Genomic DNA, 24,895 nt, shown 5'->3' with positions numbered 1-24,895 from the left:
GCCCCTCAACATAGTCAGCGGGTTAGGTTGCCCTCAAAAGCGTCTCAAATGCCGTTTGGTGATCGCAGGCATAGCGGCGCGATGCCTATCCTCGCGGCCGCGGGAACCGCTCGCGCAGGATCGACGTCAGCAGCTTGGTCACTTCCAGTACCGCGCGCGACGGCGAATGCTCAGCGGAGCGCGCGACGATGCGCTCCATCTTGAGCGATTCGATGCGGCGAGTGGCAAGCACGCCATCGCGGATGCCCGCCTCTGCAGCACTTTCCAGGCTAACGATATATCCCAGATCGCGGGCAACCATCGGCCGTGCCATGAACATCGTCTCGACCTCGGCCACCACGTTGTTGAAGGTCAGGCTGGCCTCGGCAAAAGCGCGATCGACGATGTCGCGAATGCCTTCCTTGCGAATGCCTGAGAGGATGATCGGCAGATCGACGAGTTCATGCAGCTTGAGCGGCGTTTCGCCCTCCAACAACGGATCGCCGGCGCGGCCTACGAGCGAGATCGGCTCGGTTATCGAACTACCGAGTACCAGATGCGCGGGATCGACATTCAGCGACAGCACCGCAACGTCGACAGTACCTCCGACCAGCATCTGCCGGAGCCGGGGCGACAGACCTTCGGCAAAGCGCAGGCTTACCTCCGGGTGCTTCTCCCGCACCTGGACCATCATCTCCGGCGCGATCCATTCCGCCAGCGTCGGCGCCAGTCCGACCCCGACCTGCCCACTGATCACGCTGCGATGAAACAACAGTTTCTGCTTGGCCTGTTCGGTCAAATGCAGGATCCGCTCGGCCTCTTCGAGCAGCAGCCGACCTTCCTCGGTCGGTATCGATCCGCGGGTGTGGCGCGTGAACAACGGTGTCTTGAGCTCATGCTCGAGCAAGCCGATCTGGCGGCTGAGGGCCGGCTGGGCGATACGCAATTCGATCGCCGCCTTCTTGAAGCTCTCATTCTTGGCGACCGACACGAAATATCGAAGCTGACGCAATTCCATTCAAAGATCCCGCCCTGATGGCGATGCTCTTCCGGCATCGCTCCCGCACGAAGCATGCGCGCTTGCGTTGCCTAGAGCAATGCATCCATTTTAGACCGCTCTCAGGCACCGATAGAGACGCTGGCCGGGATGAGAGCAGATGGTCAAATCGCAGATTGCTATAGCCGCGATACCCATCGCCTGGGCTTGCCCGACAATACAGCCCGCGCCTAGCTATCCACGATGCGGTCCGATCTTGAAATTTTCGAAGCGATAGCCGGCCGACGCCGCTCGGTTCGCGCCTTCTTGCCCGATCCTGTCGACCGCAGCTTGATCGAACGCGCAGTGACCGCCGCCGGAACCGCCCCGTCGAGCTGCAATACCCAGCCGTGGAAGCTGCATATCGCATCGGGCGCAACGCTCGCCCGGCTGGGCGAGGCGCTGGTGAAAGCCGCGATGACGGGCGTTCCCCGCGAGCCCGAGATCGAGCATGCGCAGCCCTATCGCGGCAAGTATCGCGATCGCCAGATCGACGCCGCTATTCGCCTGTTCCAGGCGCAGGGCGTCGAGCGGCACGACAAGCAGGCGCGGATGAAATCCTTCCTGCGCAACTATGCTTTCTTCGGCGCGCCCCATGCGGCGTTCCTGTTCATTCCCGCGGATGGCGGTGTTCGCGAAGTCGCCGATTGCGGCAAGTTCGCCCAAACGTTTATGCTGGCGCTGGCAGCGGCAGGCATCGGCTCTTGCCCGCAAGGGTCGCTCAGCGATTATCCAGCAATCGTTCGCGAAGGGCTTGGGCTCGAGGAGGAGGGCCGGCTATTGGTAGGCATCTCTTTCGGCCTTGCCGACGAAGCAGATCCGAGCACCGCGGTGCGCCCGCAGCGCAGCCCGGTGACGGATCTGGTGCAATTCCACTGATGCCCACCGATCGGGCATCGCGCGCCCAGCATCTGGCCTAGCGCGAAAGCGACGCCATCTGCGCCGCCGCATAGCGCGTGCCGCTGGCGGCACCCGGCGGAAGCACCTTATCGATGCGGGCAATATCCTGAGCCGACAAAGCCACGTTCAACGCAGCGACATTCTCGTCGAGATAGCGCCGCCTTTTGGTTCCGGGAATCGGTACTATGTCGTCTCCCTGCGCCAGCACCCATGCCAGCGCCAATTGCCCCGGCGTGCACGCCTTCGTCGCGGCGATCGCTTCGATCTCGGAAACCAGCTTGAGATTGTCGTAGAAGGCCTCGCCCTGAAATCGCGGCGAATGCCGGCGATAGTCGTCGGCGGGCAGATCGCCCGGCGTCTTGAACGCGCCGGTCAGGAAGCCGCGGCCCAGCGGGCTATAGGGCACGAAGCCAATGCCCAGCTCACGGCAAACCGGGAGGATCTCGGCTTCCGGATCGCGACTCCAAAGCGAATATTCGGTCTGCAAAGCGCTGATCGGATAAACGGCATGCGCGCGGCGAATGGTCTCCGGCCCGGCTTCCGAAAGCCCCAGATAGCGCACCTTCCCCGCCGCCACGAGTTCCGCCATCGCGCCGACCGTGTCCTCGATCGGCACGTCGGGATCGACGCGGTGCTGATAATAGAGGTCGATCACTTCCATCCCCAGCCGCTGGAGGCTCGCATCACAAGCCGCGTGCACATAATCGGGCCGGCCGTTGATACCGCGAAAGCTGCCATCCTCGCCGCGGACATTGCCGAACTTCGTCGCGACGGTCACCGCCTCGCTGCGCCCACGCAGCATGCGCCCCAGCAGCTTCTCATTGTCTCCGACGCCATACATGTCGGCCGTATCGAACAACGTGACGCCAAGCCCAATCGCCCGCTCCATCGTTCGCACCGATTCGGCATCGTCGCGGCCTGCATAGAATTCGGACATGCCCATGCAGCCCAAGCCCAGTGCCGATACCCGCAGCCCCTGCGAGCCCAGCGTGCGCATCTCCATGTTCGCCCTCCTCCGAAACGGTCGTCAGGACATAATGCAAAGGTCGGCATAGTGATGCGTACGTTTCTGTATCGCAACGATAGCAAATAGCTGGCTCGCACAGCCGGGCGTGCGCGCTATTCTATAATGGGATAGCATGAAGTCAGGAGAGCGCGTGGGTCTGTTCAGGCACGCATATACCGCGTTGGCCTGCCTCGCGCTTGGCGCAGGCGGCGGACCTGCAAACGCGCAATACGAGCCCATCATGGTCGCTCCGAGCACCTGTTCCTCCGTCCCTGACATGCGCTTCGTCTGCGGCCCGAGCCGCGCCGAGGATATGGTCGAACTCGCCGGAACACCATGGGTGATCGCCTCAGGCATGCATGCTCAGGGCAATGGCGATCTGTCACTTGATGGCCGAAAGCTGGCGCGGCAGCCATTTGCGCGAGGAACCAATAAACGGCGAAGCGGTGCCGATAAAGCACGTGAAGGTCTGCTTGGTTTGATCAGCGAAAGGACAGCTACCCACCCAAATGTTGCCGTTCAGCGCTGAGCGTGCGGCGCCATGAGCGGTCGGGCCGCTAACGACCCAGTTGCTGACGTTCCACCAAACGGTAACTCCGGTAGTGTCTCAGTTTGAAATTTGAGAGGGTGAGCCAGCGGACCTAGGCGCACGACCACCCGAAGTGACGACGCAGCTTCCGCTGGCTCGCCGCCCATATATCATGCCGCGCGCCTTTTATAACGGCCGCGCGGGGCGGCGGCCACAAGGCGCCTAACAGCTACCGACCCAATTGCAGACGTTGATGCCGCGTGGGATGGTCGAGCGATGGATACACCTGCTGCCACCCTCTCCGCCGCCCTTTATGGACGAACCTGTCGCGTCAATCCGCGCGAAGCGGACTGGAGCTTCGACTTCGGCGAGCGTCTGAACATCGCTGTGTCTGTTCCGTGGCGCGTCGTCAGTGGAGGCCGCATTGTCCACGGCGATGAGGATGACGAGCAGTGGTTCGGACTTGCTCGCCCTGTGAATGGCGAAGCCCGCACCAACGAACTGCTACACGGGCAAAGGGTCAATGGCGTTGAACTTGACGAGCAGACAGCGGATTTACGGATCGAGTTCGACGGCGGCGCTCGCCTCGATATTTTCAACAACTCGTCGGGCTTCGAGGGGTGGCAGGCTTCGGTTCCGGCTGGCGGCAAGGAGCTTACAATCATCGCGCTCGGCGGCGGCGGACTGGCCGCTCACTAAATGACCGCTTTCCACCCACTTCAGGTCGCTCAGACGCTCATGCGGCTGACCCGATAGCAGTCGGTCCGCTACTGACCCATTTGCGGACCTTATCGGCGATGCGCCGGCTTCCGAAGAGCCGTCACCTAGTACCGCTCATTTGAACCAAGGATTGCGCAGCCCGTTGTCCGGAGAGTGCCTTTATCGTGAGTTGAGTAGGCGCTGGCCGGTAATCGCGCACAATCTCCTTAGTCCGTTTTCGTTCGTCGGGTGATAGCCTCGCTTCAAAATCCTTCAACCACTTCATCTGCGTGTCGCTTGGCTCCGAACGGACAAGAAAAAGCTGAAAGAAAGCGGCAGCTTTCACGGCATCTGGCTTGACGCCGGCCGCTCCGTTGTAGGCTGAAGCGAGAGCCATCAGGCCGCCCGACCAACCCTGAGCTGCTGAGCGCTCCAGCCAACCCAGTCCTTCCTGCAAATCTCCCCCGCGAGCGAAGAGGATGCCAACGTCTTGCTGCGCGAGCGCATAGCCGGCCTTCGCAGCGACGAGCTTATACTGAAGAGCCAATTTCGTGTCAGGTTCGACCAGACCCGCGCCCTGTCCGTCATAATAGCAACCCAATTTATAGGAGGCCAAGGGATCACCTAGAGCTGCGGCCTTGCGGAAAGCATCAAGTGCCTTGGCATGATCCTCCGCGACACCCGAGCCGGTTTGGTATGCCATGCCCAGATGATAGATCGCCTCGGCATTTCCAGCTTGGGCAAGGCTTTCGAGCGCAGGTATGAGCCCCGTATCCTGGGCGCGTCCACAGCCAGGCAAAGCGAGAACGACAACCGCTAGCATTCCAGCAAGAAGGCGCGCCGTTCCGTCATTCATCCCGTAGACTTAACATGGCGCTCGATCGCCGCAAGGTAATCCTATGGGAGCGTCGCGCGAAGCCGACCGGCAGCTAACCACCCACTTTTGGCCGTCCCTGCGGTGATCGCAACGCGCTAGAAGCCGCCCGGCAGTTAACGACCCAATTGCGGACGCTTCCCTCACATGCAATCCTCCCCAAATGGCCAACAGAAGTTCTGCGTCGCCCGTGGCCTCGCCTTTCCGTGCTGGTTCTATGCCATTAGTGGCGGCTTTCATTGGCGTGGTCGCGATTGCACTTCCGAGTTGGCTCGTATCTTCCGCACCTCGTCACCCTCCGCTCCTGGCACTTGCGCAGCAATCGTGCCGGTGCGCGCGACTTGAGGCCAGCGCGGACGGCAAGGCACGCTGCTGGCAAGCCTTCGAGGAGGTAGGCGCTACACTTGGCAAAGAGCTAAGTGCAAACATGGAGGCCTGTGCTGGCATTGTCCCGGTCACCCGCTGTTTCGGCGGTGATGCGTGCGTAGTCACCGGCTATCGCGCCTACTCACCCCCCATTGAGGAAGGTCAGTTTTGTTCTGCCGCGGAGGCAGCACAGGCGGAAGCATTGGGTAACCGCTATTCTGACGACGCGACGGCTGCGGTCGCTCTTTACCGGCTGTCGCGCCAGTTCGCTACGAGTGACCGCACCGAGAGGGGTAGTTCGACGCCGCGAGGTTGCGGCAGCTAACCACCCAGTTTTGGCCATACCGGGGATGCTCGCGCCGCGCTACAAGCGGACGGTCGGCTAGCGACCCAATAGCGGCCATTCGCAGCGATCATCGAAATGCTGCGAAGCGGACGCCTCCGCTAACGACCGAGTTTCCAACGGCTCGCGACCGTCTCAGTCAACACACGAACTCGAACGATCTTCCACTCCCCGTCCTCCATCGCCCATGTGTAATGGCCGTGGCGTTGGACACGCCAGTTGCGCTGAAGAAAGCCGAAAGCTGATGCTCCCACGGTCGCGATTTGGAGCAAGGTTTCAGTAACCTGCCCTTCATCAACGATCAGCGTCTCGCGCTCAAAGCTGGACTCAGAATGATTCAGCCGTCTGAACTGCGTTTTGACGTCCTGCATTAGTCGGCTTCGATCGATCGTAAGGCCGTCGCGCCTGGTATACTGAAGGGCGTTACTGAAAATGGATTGGTATGCCTTCACGTCCCTGCTCGCGAATGCCGCATTGGCAGCCGCGTGGCGCTTGTCCAAGGCAGCTTCGATCTGGGACTCGCTTACCATCTCATGAGTTTGAATGAGGCCGCTCCTACTAACAAGAGCGCTGCGGCGGCTGCAAACAACCTTCCCGGCATTCAAAGCTGCCAGTCACCTTCCCACCCACTTCCAGACGTTTGGCCGTGCCTGGCACCATCTTAAACAGACCGTCCGCTTTCGGCGCGTGCCGAGCAGCGCATAAATGACTGCAATTGGGGCGCTTAGCCGCCATTCGTATTCGCCACCGGTAGGGTCACTAGGAAGCATGGCCCCGTCGTTGTCGTGTTCGTGACCGCGATTTTGCCTCCGCCTGCACGAAGCAGCGAAGCCGAGATGGCGAGTCCCAATCCGGTGCCACCGGTCTGCCTGCGGGTGGTGAAAAACGGTTCGAAGATTCGTTGCGCGTCGGCAGGCGGTATTTCCGCACCATTGTTGGCAACCGTGAGCTCGATGTGGGTTCCGCGCCGCGCCACCTCTATATCGACGCGGCTGGCAGCGGCTTGGCGCGCATTGTCGAGCAGGGCGCCGAGCACGGCTTCGATAGTTGAAGCGGCGACAGCTACGGGGAAGGTTTCTCCCTCAGCCGAAATCACCACGCGAAAATCGGGCGCGTCGAACGCATCGACGACCGGCCGCACGACCGCCAAGGCCTCGACGGCGATCCGGGAATCCGCTTGCGCCATGTCGGCGCGGGCGAGGTCGAGCAGGCGCGTCACCAATTGCGCGAGACGCTCGGCGTCGGCCTTGATATTGCCCAGGAAGCGCTCGCGCTCTTCCTCGGTCATCGACTGGGAATGATCCTCGAACAGCTCGATCGTCCCGGCGATGCCGGCCAGCGGGGTCTTGAATTCGTGACTGACCGATGCGGCGAAATCGCGAAGATAGCTTGAGCGCCGGTCGATTGCGGCGGCCATCGTCCGGAAGTTCTCGAACAGCCCGCGTATCTCGATCGCCGCGGTGACCGGCGTCTCGGGCAGCGTCCCGGTGCCCGCCGCGACGCCGCGGGTCGCCTTGGCCAGCGCTTCTATTGGCCGGGCAATGCCGCGCGAAAGCAATCCGGTCAGGACGACAAGCGTGAGGAAGATCAGAACCACGCCGAATATGATCTTGCCCCGATCCTCATACAGTCCGCGGAACAAGGCGCGCGGCGAGCGGGACAGCAGCAACGCTCCCACCACATGGCCATCCACGACGATCGGCCGGATATGATGGATGCGCAGCGACGAAGCGCGGCTGAGCCATTCGAATGCGTAGCGCTGGCTGTACGCACCGTTCTGTCGCAGCACCGTGCCGATCGTGCCGCGCAGCGCGGCGGACACTTCCGGCACCTGCGCATAAGAGCCGCCAGCCTCATGGCCGAGCACTACGATGCCGCCGCGGTCGACCAACTGGATCGACGCCAACGTCGCCTGCTGCGTCGATGCGATGATCGGGGCGAGCCTGGCGGCGGCTTCGAGCGCCTTCAGATCGGGCGGAATCGTGGGTCGCGATGCTTGCGGGCGCTCGCCCAGCACGGGCGTGCTCCGGAGATCGATTGTCGAGGCCGCTGGCTGAGCCGCGGGAGCCTGGCGCGCATCGGTCCACAGCGCCTGGGAAGTCGCTACCAGCGCGGCCCCTTGGGCTACCAGCTCCGCCTCGGTCTGGCGGACCAGCGTATTTTCATAGACGCGCAGGAACACCGCGCCCACACCGGGCAGCGCCGCAGTAAACAGCAAGGTGCCGAACAGGATGGTGCGCAGCCGGAGCGACGGCCAATGCCGTTTGACCATGGCTTTCAGCGCACCGATCACGGCGGAGCGCCCGTGCAGCTCCCAAGTCCGTAGCCGATGCCCGCGCGCGTCTCGATCACGTCGGTGCCGCCCGCGCGCACGAACTTGTTGCGCAGATTGCGGATGTGGCTGTCGATCGTCCGGTCCGTGACAGCGAATCCCGGACCGTGCAGCCGGTCGATGATCGCGTCGCGGCTGAAGACCTTGCTCGGCATCGCGATCAGCGTTCGCAGGATCGAGAATTCGGTGACCGTCAGCGCGATCTCGTCGCCCGCCCAGGTCGCCCGCCAGCCTTCGATGTCGAGGCACAGCCGGCCATGCTCGATCCGCCTGCCTTTGTCGAGCGACGCCGGGCGGGCACCGGCGCGGCGCAGGATGGCCATCGACCGGGCCACCACCTCGCGCGGCGAAAAAGGCTTCACCACATAATCGTCCGCCCCGAGCTCGATCCCGAGGACGCGATCGATCTCGTCGTTGCGGGAGGAGAGGAACAGGATCGGCATGTCGCCCGTGGCGCGCAGCCGCCGGCACACCTCCAGGCCGTCCATCCGCGGCATGTTGATGTCGAGCACGACAAGGTCGACAGCCCGATCGGCGGCCAGTTGCAATGCCGCCTCGCCATCATCCGCCTCGACGGTGTCGAGACCCGCCTTGGCGAACGCGAACGCCAGCAGCTGGCGGATGTGCGGATCGTCGTCGGCAATCAGGATGGTGCGCGGCATGGGGCCCATGATCATCGCTGGGGCTCATTCGTCAATGGCGGGATGGGCGATAGTGCCGGGGCGGCATGCGTGACCGGGATCGCCGGCGCAGCGGCCGGTGTGGCTAAGGCTGCGGGATCGACACTCGGAGGGGGCGGTGGAAAGGGCACGCCGTCGCAACCCCGGCCGGTCGGGCCCGCAGCCGGCGGCGCCGCGAGCGTGGCCCCGCCAATGAGCCCCCGAACCTGCTCCAGCCGCCTAGCATTGCGCCAGGTCCACCCTCCGCGGCCCTGGCCTTCGATCGTGCTCGCCAGCACCCGATGCCGTACCCAGCGCAGGCGTTCGGCAAATGCCGGCGACAGCCTCCCGCGCGCCTCAAGGCGGACCAGCGAAACGAGCGCCGAGGGCCCGAGCTGATCGAGGTAGCACAGATCGAGATCGGCGCCCTTGCCCCCGGCTTCGCGCGCGTGGCGGATATTCCAGGCGGCAGCGACCGAGCCGAGATCGACTGCGCTGCATGCCGTGAGCACGAGTAAAGCCGCGGCGACATTGGCGTTGATGAGCCACGCCGCGCTTTTCCCGCGCAGCATCCGCCAGACGATCAGGACCAGCCCGATGGCTACGAGCGCCATCCACAGCAAGGCCGCGATGCGCAGCCGGGTGAGCGAGTAGATTTCCACATAGTCGAGCGTGCGCAAGATGCTCGAGGCGACCAGAAATAGGTTCTGGGCGATCCACAGCACGACCAGCCACCGGATCGCGCGCACCGCAGCAGTGTTGGATCCCGGCCTGAGCGCGACCAGCACAAACAATCCGGCGAGCAATGCCGTAGCGATGAGCGGATAGGCGCCGCGATGCGCATAATCCGCCAGTGTCACGCCCGCGGGCAGCGGTGCTCCGCTCCACAGGAACGCAAGGTCGAGACCGTTCTGCACCGCGAACAGCGCGTTGAAGGTGAGCAGGGAGAGCGTAACCGAGCCGACCGAGATACCGGGAATATCGAGGATGACGTCGTCACTTTCGATCATGGGTTCGATCCGGGGACGCGGCGGCCGCAGCGTCGCCCACACCATGGTGAGCAGCAGCATCCAGAAGACGACATGGACCACCGTGAAGAAGTCGATATCGGGCGCCCCGATCCGCAGCAGCGCATTGCCGATCAGCGGGTTTGCACTGGCGAACAACGCCAGGAACACCGCGCCGCCGATCAGCGGCAGCGGCAATAGCGGCAGCAAAGGGGCGATTTGCGCGCGCCCATCGGCATGTTTGCGCATCCGGAACAGGTCCAGCCAGGGACCGGCAATGCTGACGACGCCGTGGAGCGCGAGGCGCAGCGCCCATCGGCCGGCATGATCGAACCCGGCGGAGCGCGGCAGCAGCACCGCCATGGTGAGCGCGGACCAGAAGAGCATGAAGGCGAGAAGCCCGGGCCGGTCGAGCAGGACGGCCGCCAGCAGCAATGCCGCGCCGGTTGCCAGCCAGCTTCCGCGCTTGCGCCAGACGATTGGGGTCAGCAGCAATGTGACCAGGGTCCAGGCAAATGCGAACAGGCCGAGATTGGAGCCGATCCCGCCGCCTCTCCAGAACAGCACGTCGCCCAATATCACCAGCCCGGCCGCGGCGGCGGCCTTGGCGGCAAGGCTGGATATGACCTTCAACGACATGCGACATTCTCCCTTGTGGCGGGGAGTGTCATCGCACTCTCAGGTGTCGATCAGCGGGTGATCCCGGTTTGTTTTGTGCGGTCATCCCATGCAGATGCGGTGCAGATGGAAATGGCAGCGCAGCGGTCATTTTGAACGTTCACCAGATGATTTCGAACAGCCGCTTTCAGGCGTTGCCCCAAACTCACTGAACGACTGATACTGGGGCGCAAAGCCGACACGTGCGGCTAATTCAGAAGGGATCCTGTCGATACTCCAAACGGCTTCGCCAGCTTTTCCACTACACTGATTGTCGGATTGCGCGCACCGCGCTCGATGTCACTGACATAGGTCCGGTGGATGTCCGCCTCATCGGCGTAGCGCTCCTGGCTCCAGCCCTTCGCTTCGCGAAGGCGGCGAACATTTGAACCAAGGCGCTTGCGAATATCCACGCGCCTGACTGACGCGCCTGTCGCCTATCGATCTACAGACGATCAGTGACAATTTGGTTGACTGCCCCGGCCTACCAAGCATTGCTACGTCACTGATGGTCGACAGGAGACGTTTGTGGGATTGATACTTCTAATATTGCTGGGCGGCGGGTTCGTCTGGTTGCTCATCAAGGGCAATGCAGTGAACAAGCGCGTCGCGCAGCAAAAATTGGCATTCACGAGCGAACATCAGGGCTGGCAGATTTTCATGTCAGACGCGATCCTGGACCCGTCGCTGCTCGCGATCGGATCAGACAATCGCAGCATCGTGGTCGGATCCCTCAACAATCATGTTGAGGCATCTTGGGACGACCTGTGCCGGGTTGAGGTTGAAAGCAACGGCACGTCGCTGACTACAACCAACCGCGGCTCACAGGTGCTGGGCGGCGTGGTTGGCAATGTCTTGCTGGGCCCGATGGGTCTACTGCTCGGCGGCCTCACAGGGTCGAAGGCGACGCGCCAGCGGGTGAACGACCTTTCCCTGAAGATCGTCATCGAGCACCCCTCGCGCCCATCCCACCGTGTGGTGTTTTTCCGCGTCGGTGGAAAAGGAGTGAAGCCCAACGCCCGCAAACTTGCCGGGCCTGCTCAGCAGCTCGAGCACTTTCATGCGCTCCTGCTGAACGCCATGCGCACGACGGGGCGCGATCGTTTGCCGTTGGCATCGCCCGCCGCTGAACTACCAACGCCGGAGCTTGGTCAGCGGATCGGGAAGCTATGGGAACTGCATCAGGCCGGGGCCCTTTCAGAAGCTGAATTCACCAATCAAAAGCAGCGTTTGCTTCAAAGCGACGCGCAGTGAGCGTCCCGCCGTGTCTGATTGATTGATCGAGGCGTAACGGCAGCCAACACTGCAAACTGCCTATCTACTTCTGGCTAATGAGAGCCGCCGCAGCTTCCGCGATCAGCGCAACCCGAGCGCCTCCACTTCGGAGGCGCTCGGCCAGTTCAGCGTAGGCCGACAGACCACGGCGCCCCTGCCCTTCGACGGCCACTTCCGCCGGATCTTCCAGCATGCCGGTTAGCTCCGCGAACATGCGTCTGGCCAGCTCGATCCGCTCATCCTCGTCCACTGGCTGGCCTCCTTCTGCCCCACGAAGTGACGAAGTGCCCGACGAAGTCCAGAACCAGCTTTATCGCTGCACATTCCATTCGACTTGGCGGCGAACGCAAGCATTGGTGTTCGTGTGAATCGCAGCCGGCATTGACCGGCTGCCACCCCCGGCCAGCGCGACTGGCGGGGCTTTGGGCGGTGGGAGCGGCACGGTGCCGCTCGCCTGAACAAGGACCACCGTCATGAAGCTCAACGACACCCAGCTGATCCTGCTCGCCACTGCTTCGCAGCGCGACAATGGCAGCCTGATGCCCCTCCCCGACACGCTCGGCGGCGCAGCCGACCGCGCCACCAAGGCAATCGCGGCGCTGATCAAGAAGGTGCTCGCGGAAGAGGGACCGGTTACCGAGGCACAATTCTGCTGGCGCGAGGAGGACGGCAAGCTCATTGGCGTGCGCATCACCGATGCGGGCCGGGCCGCCATCGGCACCGACGAGGTTGACCCGAAGCAATCGCTCTCGACCGCCAACCCACCGAAGCCTGAAACAGCGCCGAAAGTTACCAAGGCTAGCCTATTACTCGACATGCTCAAGCGACCTGACGGCGCGACGCTCGACGAACTGGTCACCGCAACGGGATGGCTTCGGCACACGACGCGCGCAGCACTGACCGGCCTGCGTAAGAAGGGCCATGACCTCGAGAAGAGCAAGCGCGACGATGCAACCTGCTACCGTGTGGTGGCACAGGCGTGAGCTCGGACCGGCTGCAAAATGAACTGGCTGCGCTGGCGACGATGTCGCCGGCGCAGCTGCGCTCCAGATGGGCAACTCTCATCCGATCGCCCGTCCCTAAGGTCAGTCACGGCATGCTGCGCATGGCACTCGCCTACGAGCTGCAGGCGAAAGCGCTGGGCGGCTTGTCGCGGGATGCGCGCCGCGTCCTCGAGGATCATGGCGCAGGAAGGAAGCGGACAATTGCCATCCCACCTGGAACGCGTCTCGCCCGAGAATGGAACGGGAAAGTGCACATCGTCACGATCGCCGAGGATCGCAGCATCCTGTGGAATGAGCGCAGCTGGCGGAGCCTCAGCGAGGTGGCTCGCGCGATCACCGGCACGCGCTGGTCCGGCCCCCGCTTCTTCGGACTCAAGGAAGGGCAGATGCGATGATCAAAATTCGCTGCGCCATCTACACACGCAAATCTACCGACGATGGACTGGAGCAGGGGTTCAACTCCCTCCACGCCCAGCGGGAGGCATGTGCCGCCTATGTCATGAGCCAGGCCAGCGAAGGCTGGACGCTGCTGCCGGATGAATATGATGACGGCGGGATCTCAGGCGGCACCCTCAACCGGCCCGCCCTCCAGCGCCTGCTTGTCGATATTTCCGCGGGCAATATCGACACCGTGGTTGTCTATAAGGTAGATCGCCTGACCCGGTCGCTGATGGATTTCTCGAAGCTGGTTCAGACATTCGACGCCGCGGGCACGTCTTTCGTCAGCGTAACGCAGAGCTTCAATACAACGACCAGCATGGGCCGGTTGACGCTCAATATGCTGCTGTCGTTCGCCCAGTTCGAACGCGAGGTCACCGCCGAACGCATTCGCGACAAGATTGCGGCGTCGAAGGCAAAAGGCATGTGGATGGGTGGTGTCGCGCCGATGGGCTACAAGCCAGCGGGCCGCACGCTGGCTATCGTTGAGGATCATGCCGTAGTCGTGCGGCGCCTGTTCGCAATGTATTTGGAAGTCGGGTCCGTGCCGCAGCTCCAGCGCCGTTTGGCAACCGAGCGCATCCTCACCCCCTTCCGTCAGACAGTATCCGGCCGGCAGCTTGGGGGCGGACTGTTTGGTCGCGGGCAAATATATCTGATGCTCAGGAACCGCGTTTACGTCGGCGAGATCGAGCACAAGGGCCAGATCTATCCCGGTCAGCACCCTGCCCTGCTCGATCGCGCGCTATGGGATGCCGTCCAGCAGCGGCTCGGCGATTACGCCAGCAATCCCGTCAAACCGCGCGCGGCGCACCCCAGCCTGCTGGCTGGATTGATCTTCGATCCTCGTAATGAACCGATGATCGCGACCCACGCCAACAAGGGAACGCGGCGGTATCGCTACTATATTAGCAAGAACTTGGACCCTGAAAACGAGCAGCCACAGCACGCGATCATTCGTATTCCCGCGCTGGAAATTGAGGGCGCCCTCGTCGAGCGGCTCGCTGCCGCCTTCGACGAACCGATCACGCTCATCGCTGACGCAGCCCTTCGGCTCGATGGGATCGACCTATCCGGCATCCGGGCCACAGCCGCTGGCCTCGCAACCCGGGTTCGGCAGCGCGACCGCGAACTGATCCGGCAGCTTGTATCGAGCGTCCGCATGGATGCGGACGGCGCACGCCTACAGATCTCGTCTCACATTCTGGCGGCGGCGTTGAACGTTAGCCGGGCAGATGAAGACGCGATGGTCAGTGTCCGCGTTGACGCCCGACTATCACGATCCGGGAGAGCGATGCGTTTAGTGCAGACCAATGGGAAGCGAGCTGGCGGGGCTCGCGTTGACGAGCCACTGATTGGCCTCCTGTCGAAAGCGCATCGGTGGTGGGCGCGACTGAAAGACGGCGAGACCAATGTCGCTGCCCTTGCTCGCGAGGAGGGTCTGACCCGAGCCTATCTCTCCAACGCCATGCGCATCGCGTTTCTGTCGCCGCGCATCGTCGAGCGCATCGTCGCCGGCGACCAACCAGCTAAATTCTACGCGCGAACTTTAATGCGGACCCAATTTTCTGAATGCTGGAATAGCCAAGCGGGGGTGTTCGGAGGATGAGCGCGATGACCACTTTGCGCCCTAGTTTCAGTCATTAAGTCTCCCTCGCCGGCTCCCTGAAAGCGGACTTCGACAGTTTGCGTTCCACATGCAGGATCTGCCATTCGGCATCCAAGCGGCTAGTCGCCCCCAAGTCATCGGCGGAGAGGATGTCCACAAGCTGCACGCCTGCGGAGCCATTTTTCGTCCACCGCACCACGCCTCGGCATTCCCGCCCATTTGGCAGCTGAATCACTAGCGGCAGCTCAGGCTCAAAGAGCTCATTGTGACGCACGCGCATTCCTCGCTGTGAGATGTCTTGAATCTCGAGCTGGTGGATACCCTTGATGCTCTGAAACCTCGCCCGCATCGGCGGCGTCCGGAGGCGCAAGGGCCGGGCTCGGCTGGAGCGTGCTTCCGCCACCAATTGCCGCAACAAATGGGCACAGTTGATGTTGTGCTGGAAGGCGAGGCAATGGCGCTTGCCCTCCCGCGCGATTATGGTCGCAGCCATCGAAACCGTCTCCGAGAGATCGAGCCGGGTTTTCTGGCCGATCGATAGATCCATCATCGACGAGAGCTCGACGCCGCCATTCGAGATCGAGTGAATCCGCGCCAGCCCCGCTTCATCGCCCGCAAACAGACGTGCGACCCGGTTGACGGTAGCCAGTCTGATGTCGCAGACCATGGCGCTCGGGACATCGGCCCGCCCCAGCCCAATTTCCTTCTTCGTTGCCATACATACCCCTTTGCTCCAGTGGCCAAGGTGCAGGGTGGCAGTCGAATGAACAATTCGTACCGGCTACGATGGCGTTCGTAAGAAGCTGTTTACGCTACCGGCATGAATGAGGCCAACCGGACCCGGCTGTCGCGCCCAGTCTCCGCCTTCCACGATCCGGTACCGCAAAACTACGGTATGTGAATTAGTCGTGCTTTAGCAACGAGATGGGCTAATGGCTGTTCATCTCTGTCAGGTGTTTGCGTTGCCTCTGATCCACATCGTCGACGACGACGCGCACGTTCGCGCCGCGACCAGTTATCTTCTCGCTAGTCACGGCTATCCAACCGAAGTCTATGCGAGCGCGGAGGAGTTTCTGCAGCACGCCAACCTGGCGCGCGGGTGCGTGCTGCTCGATCTGCGCATGCCCGGCCTGGACGGCCTCGGCACGATGGCGCGGCTGACGGAACGAGGCACCGCGATTCCGACGATCATGATGACCGGCCATGGCGATCTCGGCACTGCGGTCCAGGCAATGAAGCTTGGTGCCGTCGATTTCATCGAGAAGCCCTATAAGGAGCAGGAGCTTCTCGCCGCCGTCGCCCGGGCGCTCGATCTGCGTGCCCAGGAGCGCCGCCGCACCCAGGGCCGTTCGGACGCGCTCGCCCGGATCGAGAAGCTCTCTCCGCGTGAGCTCCAAATTCTGCAGGGACTGCTTGGCGGCCTGAGCAACAAGGCGATCGCGCGTCATCTGGAGCTCAGCCATCGAACCGTAGAGATGCACCGGGCGCGCATGATGGAGGATCTGGGTTGCGGCAGCTTGCCGGAGGCGGTTCGCATTGCGATCGACGCCGGGCTCTCGCCGCTCAACGGAGCGAGTGTCGAACCCGCGAGCCCGCCAATCGCCACGCTAGCGCCGGAAGCCGAAACCCCCGCGAGTTCGGGCGCGCCGGAGCCACTGCCTCCGGCCGACGAACTGCTGGAGGGTGCGATCGACTGCATTTTCCTGCTCGATCGCGAGTGGCGCTTCACCTATCTGAACCGGAACGCCGTGGAGAAGATCGGCCGCGGCAGGGATCTGCGCGGGGCAGTCATCTGGGACAGCTTCCCCTTGGCGGTGCACACGCTGGGCTGGGCGGAGCTTCATCGCGCGGCCCACCAGGAGACGCCCAGCCGCTTTCAGTTCTTCGAACCTGATGTCGATTGCTGGTTCGACGTGAACGTCTGCCCAGTGACGCATGGCCTTCAGGTCGCGTTTCGCGACATCACCGCCGAGCGCCAGACGAACGTGGCGCTGCAGATGAGCGAGGAAACCCTCCGCATGGCGCTCGATGCGGCGGGGGACGGCGCATGGGACTGGAATTTCGAGACCGGCACGATCGCGATGTCAGGCCGCTTCGTCCAGCACCTCGGCTATTCGCCGGGCGAATTGCGCGGTGACCTGGATGCGGTCCGCGAACTGGTCCACGCGGACGATTGGCCCGTTCTCGATGAGCGCCTGAAGGACCATCTCGACGGCCGCAGCGACACCTTTTCCTGCGAATATCGCCTCAGGCGCCGCGACGGCAGCTGGTGCTGGAACTTCGATCGGGGACGTGTCGTCGCCCGCGATTCGCAGACTGGCGCGCCGCTCAGAATGGTTGGAACCGCCTGCGACGTGAGCGAGCGCAAGGCCGAGGACGCTCGCGCCAGGGAAGCGCTGGAGCGGCTCGCGCTCGCGCAGAGCAATGCCGGCGCCGGCACATGGGATCTCGATCTCGATACCTATGGTCTCCGCCTCTGTCCGCGCAGCCGAGAAATGCATGGGCTGGTGCCAGACGGCCCAGCCGAGCTGAGCAATGGCGAGTGGAGCGCATGCCTGCACGCCGACGATCTGGCGAGCACACGGGACGCGCTGAACGAGGCGGTGCGGGCCCGGACGGGCCTGTGCATCCGCTACCGCACGATGGCGGCGGACGGACATTGCCGGTGGGTGCTCGGACTGGGGAGCCTGGTGCCGGAATCCCGCGGCCGGGCGGCTCGCTTCGTCGGGCTCAACCTCGATATCACGAGCGGCATGGAGGCCGAGCTTGCCCTCCAGCGCATGCAGTCCGAGGTCATGCATCTTTCGCGTTTCAGCGCGATGGGTGCGCTCGCTACGACGCTCGCCCACGAGCTCAACCAGCCACTGACCGCGATCTCGGGCTTCGTCGGCGGCATCCGGCGTTATGTCGAAGGCGGCAAACCGGGCGAGCGCGCCGCCGCCCTGCAGGCGATCGAGGGTGCGGAGCGCGGTGCGCAATTTGCGGCCGACATCGTCCGCAAGCTGCGCGAGCAGGCGAGCGATGCCGCGCCGGAACGCAAACCCGACAGCCTGCGCGAAACGATTGGCGAAGCGATCCACTTGTGCGGGCACAAGGTCAATGGAAGACGTGGAATCGGCCTCGAGATCGACGCGGCAGCTGACCCCGTTCTGATCGACCGGGTCCAGATCGAGCAGGTTTTGCTGAACCTGCTTCGAAATGCCTGCGAGGCGAGCGAAGCATCGGGCTCGACCAAGCGGATTCTGGTCTCGGCGCTGCCTGCGGAAGGGCAGATGGCGCTCGTCCGGGTGAGCGACGGAGGCGGCGGCGTGCCGGAAGCGCTGAAGAACGATATCTTCAGAGCCAGCTTTACGACCAAGCCGCAAGGCATGGGACTCGGGCTTTCGATCTGCAGAACCATCGTCGAAAATCACGGCGGCGAGATATGGGCCGAGCAGAATGGCCGCGGAGGCGCGGACTTCTGCTTCACCATCCCTCTCCACGACACGGCTTCTGATGTTTCTCTTCGGATGAGATGACGGTCAGAACCGTCGCGGATGCGGCCAAGGTTGCCGGAGAACCGGCAATGCCCGCCGGCCCCGGAAGGTTCCTTAGGGATCACCCGAATGCCCCCAGCGTGCGAGCATGCCGATATCGCTCCCGCGCCCTGGAAGAGGCTCGCATCACTCAGAACACTGAGAGGACATCATGGACCGCACCGGCAACATCCTCATCGTCGTGACCAACGTCGACCAATATGATCGTGTGGGTTTCAGAACCGGCCTGTGGCTGGGCGAACTCACGCATTTCTGGGACGCGGTCGAAGAACAGGGATTCCGAAGCGATATCGCGAGCCCGTCCGGAGGCTGGGTGCCGCTCGATCCGCAGGGATTGATGATGCCCGAGATGGGACACAACAGTCGGCTCGGCGGCGACGTCACTAATCATTACCGCGACAAGCAGTTCATGGATCGGCTCAACCACACCTTGCCGCTCGCCGAGGTCAGCGCGGCGGGTTACGACGCCATCTATCTGGCCGGCGGTCACGGAACGATGTGGGATTTCCGCTCGCCCGACCTCGGGCGGCTCCTCACCGAATTCTACGAAAGCGGCAAGGTCGTCTCGGCCGTCTGCCACGGCCTTGTCGGTTTCCTGGATGCGAAGCTGGGCGACGGCCGCTGGCTCGTTCAGGACAAGGATCTGACTGCCTTCTCCTGGGCGGAGGAAAAGGCCGACAATCGCGACGATGTGGTGCCGTTCAACCTCGAGGAAGAGCTGAAGGCGCGTGGCGCGCGTTATACCAAGGCACTGATGCCGTTCGGAAAGCACGTCGTGGAAGACGGCCTGTTGATCACGGGGCAAAACCCGGCCAGTGCTCGCGGAGTCGGCGAGGCCGTCGCGCGAGCCCTGCGGCAGTCCGCGCCTCAAGCCTCGGAGAATCTCGAGGCAGTTTAGACCGTGTGACGGTCGCTTTCCCTTGGCCTTGGGACGGGGCGCGAACCTATTCCGGCGCGCGCGCCGATCCCTCAGGCCGGCGGCAGTCGATCTCGTCCATCGTATAGCCCAGAGCTGGCGCGACCCGGCGAACGAGCGGTTCCCAGTCATTGCGCTGCGCCGCATAGCTAAGCCGATCCGGCCGCGCCTCGATGCCGGCACGCAGCAGCGTCTCCATGGCCGCGGCATAGCTTTCGCCGTGATGCGGAGCATCCGCCGGCCCGGCATGCTTTTCGTCCGTCGTGGGGAAATTGCGGTCCAATGTCTCCAGCAGAAATCGGGCACATTGGCGCAGAGCCTCGACGGGTGCCGAACGGATCAGCTTCTTGTGCTTCTCCCGATCGAGCGTGGTATCGATCAGCGTGGTGAGGTCGAGCAGGATGAAACTGAACCGCGACACCGAATATATCGGCTCCCTGAAGCGGAAGTAGAACAGCAGCGGATAGAAATGGTGCGCCTCCTTGGTCGCGGTGAGCGGCCGGACGAGATTGCCGAGCTCGCTGGCGCCATCGCTGAAATCGCCGTCCGGGCCGAGTCTCGCCAGCATCTCGGCCGCATCGCCGGTGCCGGCGGTCATCACGTGAATGCTGAGCGCCAGGGCGTTGCGTTCGCGCAGCCCGGAATAGACTTGGACGAGATAGCTCAACACCAGCGAAAGCACCGAGGCGCCGATCAGCGAGTTAAGCAGGTAAAGGATGCGGGTAGCGGCGGTGTGCGGCGAATAATCGCCGCCGCCGACGATCGACAGGCTGTTGCCGGCGACGAGCAGCGCGGTGACGAAGTCCGTCGGCGAGTCGCCACTGCTCGGCCGTATCGCGGTGCCCAGTTCGGGCCGGATGAGGAGCGCGGCGCCGACCGTCAGCCCGAGCGCCCAGAAGGCGATCAGCGAAATGACAATCAGCGGCCCGCCGAACGACAGGACCGCGCCGCGGCGGCGGCCGAACAATCGCGCCACCCCGCTAAGCGCCGCCCAGACCGCCCGGTTCCAGTGCGGAGCGAGCAGCCCGGTGCCAGCGCGTGCATAGAGCACCGTCAGGAAGATGTCGGCGAGGAAGAGCGCCATCACGCCCGCCCCGCCGATCTGTTCGAGAGTCATGATCGATGCCTCTCTTGCGCTTCAATATGCAACCAGCTCGGGAAGCGCGTCCGCTACCGTCCCCTCGGCGCGGTAGTCGGGCGGGGTTTCGAAGTCCCTGCGGGCAAGGCCGCGCGATGCTTCGGCGCCGCGCGGGAAACCGCTGCGATCGGAATAATCGCGGTCGCTGCCAGGCTCGCGACGATGCGCGGCCTTGGTGCCCGTATAGGCGACGATATCGAGCAAGGTGATGCCGGCGACCATGGCGGTGGCGATCGCGGCGTTGCGGCGCTTGGGGTTGTCGCGGTGCAGCGCCGTGGCGAGCGTGCCGAGATCGAGCGCATCGCCCGCGATCCGTGCGGCGAGGCCCACCGGCTTGTCTACCGACAGCGTCGGTACGGCGCTCGCCAGCTCGCGCGCGCCATAAGCGCGGATCAGGCCTTCCTTGTCGTCGAGCCCGAGCGTGCGGGCCAGCTTGCCCGGCGCCACCAGTTCGGCGACGCCCAGGCCGATCGAGAACCAGCCCAGCGCGCGCGCCAGCCGATCTGCGCTCGGGAGCGAGCTTGGGCCCTTCTGCTCGACGCGGGGATCCCCTTCCGAGCGGGTTATTTGGGTAGCATTGGTGAGTGGCATGATGAAACCTCGTGTGAAATGGGGATCGTTCAGGGCTGGAGCATGACCTTGATGCAGCCGTCCGCCTTGTCGCGAAACGTGCGATACATTTCGGGACCTTGGGAAAGATCGACCTTGTGAGTGATCACGAAGGACGGATCGATCTGGTCGTCCTCGATCCGGCGCAGCAGGTCGTCGGTCCAGCGCGGGACGTGCGCCTGGGCCATGCGGAAGGTCAGCCCCTTGTTCATCGCCTGGCCCATCGGAATCTTGTCGACGAGGCCCGTGTAGACGCCGATGATCGAGATGACCCCGCCAGGCCGGCAGACATAGATCATCTCGCGCAGCACGTGCGGGCGGTCGTTCTCTGCCAGCAGCATCTGCTTGGCGCGATCGATCAGCGTGTCGGGCTGACTCGGGGTGACATGGCTCTCCGCGCCGACCGCATCGATGCATTTGTGCGGGCCTTCGCCATTGGTCAGCTCGTTGAGCCGCTCGATGACGCTTTCCTCCAGGAAATTGAGGGTGATCGCGCCGGCGGCAGCCGCCATCGAGAGGCGTTCGGGCAAGTAATCGATCGCGATCACCTGCTCCGCGCCGAGCAGGATCGCCGAGCGGATCGTCATCTGCCCGACCGGGCCGCAGCCCCAGACGGCGACGGTATCGCCCGGCTGGATGTCGGCCTGCACCGCCGCCTGCCAGCCGGTCGGCAGGATGTCGGACAGGAACAGCAGCTTCTCGTCCTCGATGCCGTCCGGCACCTTGATGTGGGTGGTGTCGGCGAAGGGCACGCGCAGATATTCGGCCTGGCCGCCGGGATAGCCGCCGGTGAGGTGGGTGTATCCGAACAGCCCCGCGGTCCGGTGGCCGAACGCCTTGTCGGCAAGTTCGCCCTTCCGGTTGGTCCGCTGACATACCGAGAAGTTGCCGCGGCGGCACTGATCGCACTCGCCGCACTGGATGGTGAAGGGAATGACGACGCGGTCGCCCACCTTGAGCGAGCTCTTGGCCGCGCTACCGACCTCGACGACTTCGCCCATCGTCTCGTGGCCGAGCACGTCTCCCGGCAGCAAAGCGGGAATCATGTTATGGAAGAGGTGGAGATCGGAGCCGCAGATCGCGCAACTCGTCACCTTGATGACCGCGTCGCGCGGATCCTCGATCTCGGGATCGGTCACCGTGTCGTAACGGACATCCTCCTTCCCGTGCCAGACTAAAGCTTTCATGCGAATCTCCTCCGAATGTGCGGAGGGGCGCTATCTATGTGAATGACAGCGGGGCGCATCCGGACGATCCCTAGGGAACCTTCCGGGGGTGCCGGTCATTGCCGGCCCGCCGGCAAACGCTCGAGGGCCGGCACGTGCGATACATTCGGACCACCGATATGGAATTCGATTCAGCTCTGCAGGAGATGGGCGAGTCGATGGCGGCCGTCGTGAGTGACGCGCCGAGCCCGCCAGCTCGCGTGGCCGCGGCTACCCTGTCGGCGATACCCGACTATGTATATGCCTTCGATTCGCAGCGGCGCTTTGCCTATGCGAACCCTGCCATGCTCAGCCTGTTCGGGCGTTCCGCAGACGAACTGCTCGGCAAGACCTTCGCCGACTTGGATTATCCCAAGGATCTCGCCGATCGGCTCAACGGCCATATCGATCGCGTGCTGAAAGACGGAGTCACGGTCGAGGACGAGGTCTTTTACCGCAGCCCGACCGGGCGCGGCGCCTATTTCGACTTCCTGTGGGGACCGGCGCGCACCGAGGACGGCACCGTCGAACTGGTTGTCGGCGTGTCGCGCGATACGAGCGAGCGCCATTCGATCGAGGAGGAATTGAGAAGCAACGAGGCGCGCCTTAGCGCGGCGACCGAGCTGGCCGGCCTCGCAATCTATTCCTGGGATCCGATTAGCGGCGCGCTGGAATGGGACGAAAGGCTGCGTGCGATCTGGGCCTGTCACCCGACGTCGAAGTGAGCATGGATGTATTCGAAGAGGGCATCCACCCGGATGATCTGCCGCGGGTCCAGCGCGCCATCGCCGCATGCATCGATCCATCGGGCGACGGCCGCTACAAGCTTGAATATCGCGTCATCGGGCGCGACGGCGTCACTCGCCACGTCGCCACGTCGGGCCAGACGACTTTCTCGCAAGGTCGCGCCACCAGGTTCATCGGTGCAGCGATCGAAGTCACTGCGCAGCGCCGCAACGAGGAAGCGATCCGCGCAAGCGAAGCTCAGTTCCGCAGCTTCGCCGACAACAGCAGCAACCTTATCTGGATCGGCGACCCCAAGGAGGACACGATCGTCTATCGCAGCGCCGCCTATGAGAGGATCTGGGGCGTGCCTTGTGCCGAAGCGCCCAGCCGCTTCGCCGAGTGGTTGGACGACGTCCATCCGGACGACCGGCAGCAGGTCGAACACGCGCTTGGGGTCGTGAAGGCCGGCGAAGTCGCCCAATTCGAATATCGGATCGTCCGCCCGCCAGATGGCTCCGTCCGCTCGCTTCGCGAAACGAGCTTTCCGATACTCGATGAGCAAGGCGCCGTTGCTCAGATTGGGGGGATCACGGAAGACCTGACGCAGGAAGATGTTCGTCAGGCCTATATCGTCTGTAGCAGGGCAGCAGAGGCGCGCCGGCTGGCATCGATCGTCAGAGCCGAAGGCTATCGCGCGCAGATCTTCACAAATGCCTCGGCCTTTCTCGAAATGGCCCCGGTGCTCGCTCCCGGGTGCGTGCTCGTCGACCTTCGCAAAGCCAGAGAAGACGGGCTCTCAATTCCACGCGAACTCAAAGCCCGAACGATCCCATTGCCGACGATAGCGCTAGAAGCACCGGGGGCGGACGTCGGCGCGGCCGTCGGCGCAATGAAGGCAGGAGCCCTCGACGTCCTTCTCGTGGAGGAAGCAAATCTCCGCTGCAGGCTTCCCGCAGCTATGGCGGAATGCGTGGGGGCCATGCGACCGATGACCAACGATGAAAGCGCCAGCGCCCGCCTGGCGCGGTTGACCCCTAGGGAACGCGAAGTGCTGGAGGGCCTCGTCGAGGGCGGAACGAACAAGTCGATCGGACGGAAGCTCGGGATAAGTCCCCGCACGGTCGAGTTGCATCGCGCGCACGTCATGAACCGGCTGAACGCGAGCACTTTGATGGAGCTTCTGCAGGTCGCTTTGTCCGCGGGCATCTTTCCGTCGGGCGGCGCAGTATCAGTTAAACATCCGGCTCTCTAGAGGCGGCGATAGGTGCTGTCGGGGCACGTCCACTATCTCGCTTAGCCGTTCCGGAGCGGTCAGTCCGCTGACGGCCCAAGAGCTGTCGTTAGTTACGCTATTCGGAGGAGAATTCCCGGTTGAGGACCCTCGCGATAAACTCGGCCCCCATACTTAGCCCAACAGGATCGACGCTGTGACCAAGCCCGGCCGACACATGGGTGGCGACGTTGATCCCAAGTCGGCGCAGCGCGTGTTCGGCCGCGTGCAATGCTGACACGGGGACGACTGAGTCAGCTGCGCCGTGAACGAGCAGTACTGGTGGTGTCGTAATCTTTTGATGAGCAAGATCTGCGGCGCCGGTCAGCATGCCAGAATATCCCAATATTCCTGCAATCTGGGTCTCGCGCCGCAGCCCAACATGGAGTGCCATCATGGTGCCCTGGCTGAATCCGACGATTGCCAAGTCGGCATTTTCCAAGCCGTACTGAGCTAGCTTCCGGTCGATAAAGGCATTTATCGCCGGGGCCGCGCTGGCTGCACCCAATGCCAAGGCCTGGGGCGTAAATGCTGAAAGCGGCCACCACTGGTAACCAGATTCCATCCCACCGCAGCGCTGAGGCGCATTGGGAGCTAGAAACAGGGCATCTGGCAATGCGCGCCGCCAATGTGGGGCAAGCGAAATGAGATCGGCACCATTGGAGCCGTAGCCATGGAGGAGCAGGATGATCTGCTTTGGAGGGCGGCCTGAATTGGGCTGCAGGCTCGCACCGTTTGAAATTTTGGACATGCGGATCTCAATCGTCATGACGAGCTAGTCA

General features: G+C 63.4%; 25 protein-coding genes. 11 read left to right on the top strand and 14 right to left on the bottom strand.

Annotated elements, in window-relative coordinates:
• Positions 1-85 precede the first annotated feature (85 nt).
• Positions 86-997: a LysR family transcriptional regulator gene (locus ACZZZM_RS07260; protein ID WP_463594439.1), complete on the bottom strand. Its 912-nt coding sequence runs from the start codon at positions 995-997 to the stop codon at positions 86-88.
• 222 nt (positions 998-1,219) lie between these two features.
• On the opposite strand from ACZZZM_RS07260, the gene ACZZZM_RS07255 reads away from it, so the two are divergent.
• Complete coding sequence (locus ACZZZM_RS07255; RefSeq protein WP_463594438.1) at positions 1,220-1,894, top strand: nitroreductase; 675 nt, start codon at positions 1,220-1,222, stop codon at positions 1,892-1,894.
• Between the two features lie 37 nt (positions 1,895-1,931).
• Here the strand turns inward: ACZZZM_RS07255 and ACZZZM_RS07250 are convergent, their stop codons facing one another.
• Positions 1,932-2,918 (bottom strand): aldo/keto reductase, encoded by a 987-nt coding sequence (locus ACZZZM_RS07250; RefSeq protein ID WP_463594437.1) that lies wholly within the window; start codon positions 2,916-2,918, stop codon positions 1,932-1,934.
• A gap of 280 nt (positions 2,919-3,198) precedes the next feature.
• On the opposite strand from ACZZZM_RS07250, the gene ACZZZM_RS07245 reads away from it, so the two are divergent.
• The gene (locus ACZZZM_RS07245; RefSeq protein WP_463594436.1) at positions 3,199-3,450 is read left to right on the top strand and encodes a hypothetical protein; all 252 of its coding nucleotides are present in this window, start codon (positions 3,199-3,201) and stop codon (positions 3,448-3,450) included.
• A gap of 276 nt (positions 3,451-3,726) precedes the next feature.
• A complete protein-coding gene (locus ACZZZM_RS07240) occupies positions 3,727-4,149 on the top strand; it encodes a hypothetical protein (protein ID WP_463594435.1) in 423 nt (140 codons plus the stop codon).
• A 121-nt stretch (positions 4,150-4,270) separates the two neighbouring features.
• Here the strand turns inward: ACZZZM_RS07240 and ACZZZM_RS07235 are convergent, their stop codons facing one another.
• From ACZZZM_RS07235 to ACZZZM_RS07210, 6 genes are all read right to left on the bottom strand, one after another.
• Entirely contained in the window at positions 4,271-5,005 is a 735-nt protein-coding gene (locus ACZZZM_RS07235) for a tetratricopeptide repeat protein (RefSeq protein ID WP_463594434.1), read from the bottom strand.
• 828 nt (positions 5,006-5,833) lie between these two features.
• Positions 5,834-6,262: a DUF4440 domain-containing protein gene (locus ACZZZM_RS07230; protein WP_463594433.1), complete on the bottom strand. Its 429-nt coding sequence runs from the start codon at positions 6,260-6,262 to the stop codon at positions 5,834-5,836.
• Positions 6,263-6,456: 194 nt separating this feature from the next.
• Positions 6,457-8,025 carry a sensor histidine kinase gene (locus tag ACZZZM_RS07225; RefSeq protein WP_463594432.1) on the bottom strand — a complete coding sequence of 523 codons (1,569 nt, stop codon included), beginning with the start codon at positions 8,023-8,025 and terminating at the stop codon, positions 6,457-6,459.
• The gene (locus tag ACZZZM_RS07220; protein WP_463594431.1) at positions 8,022-8,726 is read right to left on the bottom strand and encodes a response regulator transcription factor; all 705 of its coding nucleotides are present in this window, start codon (positions 8,724-8,726) and stop codon (positions 8,022-8,024) included. The genes ACZZZM_RS07225 and ACZZZM_RS07220 overlap by 4 nt, the downstream gene beginning before the upstream one ends.
• 11 nt (positions 8,727-8,737) lie before the next feature.
• A complete protein-coding gene (locus ACZZZM_RS07215; protein ID WP_463594430.1) occupies positions 8,738-10,369 on the bottom strand; it encodes a DUF4153 domain-containing protein in 1,632 nt (543 codons plus the stop codon).
• A gap of 227 nt (positions 10,370-10,596) precedes the next feature.
• Positions 10,597-10,800 (bottom strand): helix-turn-helix domain-containing protein, encoded by a 204-nt coding sequence (locus ACZZZM_RS07210; protein ID WP_463594429.1) that lies wholly within the window; start codon positions 10,798-10,800, stop codon positions 10,597-10,599.
• 115 nt (positions 10,801-10,915) lie between these two features.
• On the opposite strand from ACZZZM_RS07210, the gene ACZZZM_RS07205 reads away from it, so the two are divergent.
• Positions 10,916-11,641, top strand: coding sequence for an SHOCT domain-containing protein (locus tag ACZZZM_RS07205; protein WP_463594428.1), 726 nt, complete (start codon positions 10,916-10,918; stop codon positions 11,639-11,641).
• A gap of 64 nt (positions 11,642-11,705) precedes the next feature.
• On the opposite strand, the gene ACZZZM_RS07200 is transcribed toward ACZZZM_RS07205, so the two are convergent.
• Positions 11,706-11,912 (bottom strand): hypothetical protein, encoded by a 207-nt coding sequence (locus ACZZZM_RS07200; protein WP_463594427.1) that lies wholly within the window; start codon positions 11,910-11,912, stop codon positions 11,706-11,708.
• Positions 11,913-12,135: 223 nt separating this feature from the next.
• On the opposite strand from ACZZZM_RS07200, the gene ACZZZM_RS07195 reads away from it, so the two are divergent.
• Genes ACZZZM_RS07195 through ACZZZM_RS07185 form a run of 3 tightly spaced genes read left to right on the top strand, consistent with a single transcriptional unit; the run spans position 12,136 to position 14,713 of the window.
• On the top strand, positions 12,136-12,645 hold the full coding sequence (locus ACZZZM_RS07195) for a DUF3489 domain-containing protein (RefSeq protein WP_463594426.1): 510 nt from the start codon (positions 12,136-12,138) through the stop codon (positions 12,643-12,645).
• On the top strand, positions 12,642-13,061 hold the full coding sequence (locus ACZZZM_RS07190) for a DUF2924 domain-containing protein (protein ID WP_463594425.1): 420 nt from the start codon (positions 12,642-12,644) through the stop codon (positions 13,059-13,061). The genes ACZZZM_RS07195 and ACZZZM_RS07190 overlap by 4 nt, the downstream gene beginning before the upstream one ends.
• Positions 13,058-14,713: a recombinase family protein gene (locus tag ACZZZM_RS07185; protein ID WP_463594424.1), complete on the top strand. Its 1,656-nt coding sequence runs from the start codon at positions 13,058-13,060 to the stop codon at positions 14,711-14,713. Before ACZZZM_RS07190 ends, ACZZZM_RS07185 begins: the two co-directional genes overlap by 4 nt.
• A 34-nt stretch (positions 14,714-14,747) precedes the next feature.
• On the opposite strand, the gene ACZZZM_RS07180 is transcribed toward ACZZZM_RS07185, so the two are convergent.
• Positions 14,748-15,431, bottom strand: a complete 684-nt coding sequence (locus tag ACZZZM_RS07180) for a PilZ domain-containing protein (RefSeq protein WP_463594423.1) — start codon at positions 15,429-15,431, stop codon at positions 14,748-14,750.
• Positions 15,432-15,675: 244 nt separating this feature from the next.
• On the opposite strand from ACZZZM_RS07180, the gene ACZZZM_RS07175 reads away from it, so the two are divergent.
• Together ACZZZM_RS07175 and ACZZZM_RS07170 are read left to right on the top strand one after the other, a co-directional pair.
• Entirely contained in the window at positions 15,676-18,231 is a 2,556-nt protein-coding gene (locus tag ACZZZM_RS07175) for a PAS domain-containing protein (RefSeq protein ID WP_463594422.1), read from the top strand.
• 169 nt (positions 18,232-18,400) lie between these two features.
• Positions 18,401-19,147, top strand: coding sequence for a type 1 glutamine amidotransferase domain-containing protein (locus ACZZZM_RS07170; RefSeq protein ID WP_463594421.1), 747 nt, complete (start codon positions 18,401-18,403; stop codon positions 19,145-19,147).
• A 46-nt stretch (positions 19,148-19,193) separates the two neighbouring features.
• Here ACZZZM_RS07170 and ACZZZM_RS07165 read toward each other — a convergent pair whose 3' ends face one another.
• Genes ACZZZM_RS07165 through ACZZZM_RS07155 form a run of 3 tightly spaced genes read right to left on the bottom strand, consistent with a single transcriptional unit; the run spans position 19,194 to position 22,099 of the window.
• On the bottom strand, positions 19,194-20,282 hold the full coding sequence (locus ACZZZM_RS07165; protein WP_463594420.1) for an ion channel: 1,089 nt from the start codon (positions 20,280-20,282) through the stop codon (positions 19,194-19,196).
• Between the two features lie 21 nt (positions 20,283-20,303).
• Positions 20,304-20,894 (bottom strand): hypothetical protein, encoded by a 591-nt coding sequence (locus ACZZZM_RS07160; protein ID WP_463594419.1) that lies wholly within the window; start codon positions 20,892-20,894, stop codon positions 20,304-20,306.
• Positions 20,895-20,923: 29 nt separating this feature from the next.
• Positions 20,924-22,099, bottom strand: coding sequence for a zinc-dependent alcohol dehydrogenase (locus tag ACZZZM_RS07155; protein WP_463594418.1), 1,176 nt, complete (start codon positions 22,097-22,099; stop codon positions 20,924-20,926).
• Positions 22,100-22,233: 134 nt separating this feature from the next.
• Here ACZZZM_RS07155 and ACZZZM_RS07150 point away from each other — a divergent pair, with 134 nt between their 5' ends.
• Together ACZZZM_RS07150 and ACZZZM_RS07145 are read left to right on the top strand one after the other, a co-directional pair.
• Complete coding sequence (locus tag ACZZZM_RS07150) at positions 22,234-22,842, top strand: PAS domain-containing protein (protein ID WP_463594417.1); 609 nt, start codon at positions 22,234-22,236, stop codon at positions 22,840-22,842.
• Between the two features lie 2 nt (positions 22,843-22,844).
• Positions 22,845-24,095, top strand: coding sequence for a PAS domain-containing protein (locus tag ACZZZM_RS07145; RefSeq protein WP_463594416.1), 1,251 nt, complete (start codon positions 22,845-22,847; stop codon positions 24,093-24,095).
• A 97-nt stretch (positions 24,096-24,192) separates the two neighbouring features.
• Here the strand turns inward: ACZZZM_RS07145 and ACZZZM_RS07140 are convergent, their stop codons facing one another.
• Complete coding sequence (locus tag ACZZZM_RS07140; RefSeq protein WP_463594415.1) at positions 24,193-24,882, bottom strand: alpha/beta hydrolase; 690 nt, start codon at positions 24,880-24,882, stop codon at positions 24,193-24,195.
• Positions 24,883-24,895 lie beyond the last annotated feature (13 nt).

The sequence above is a fragment of the Sphingomonas sp. AC522 genome, from assembly GCF_979258125.1.
This window is presented reverse-complemented; position numbering and strand designations above follow the sequence as displayed.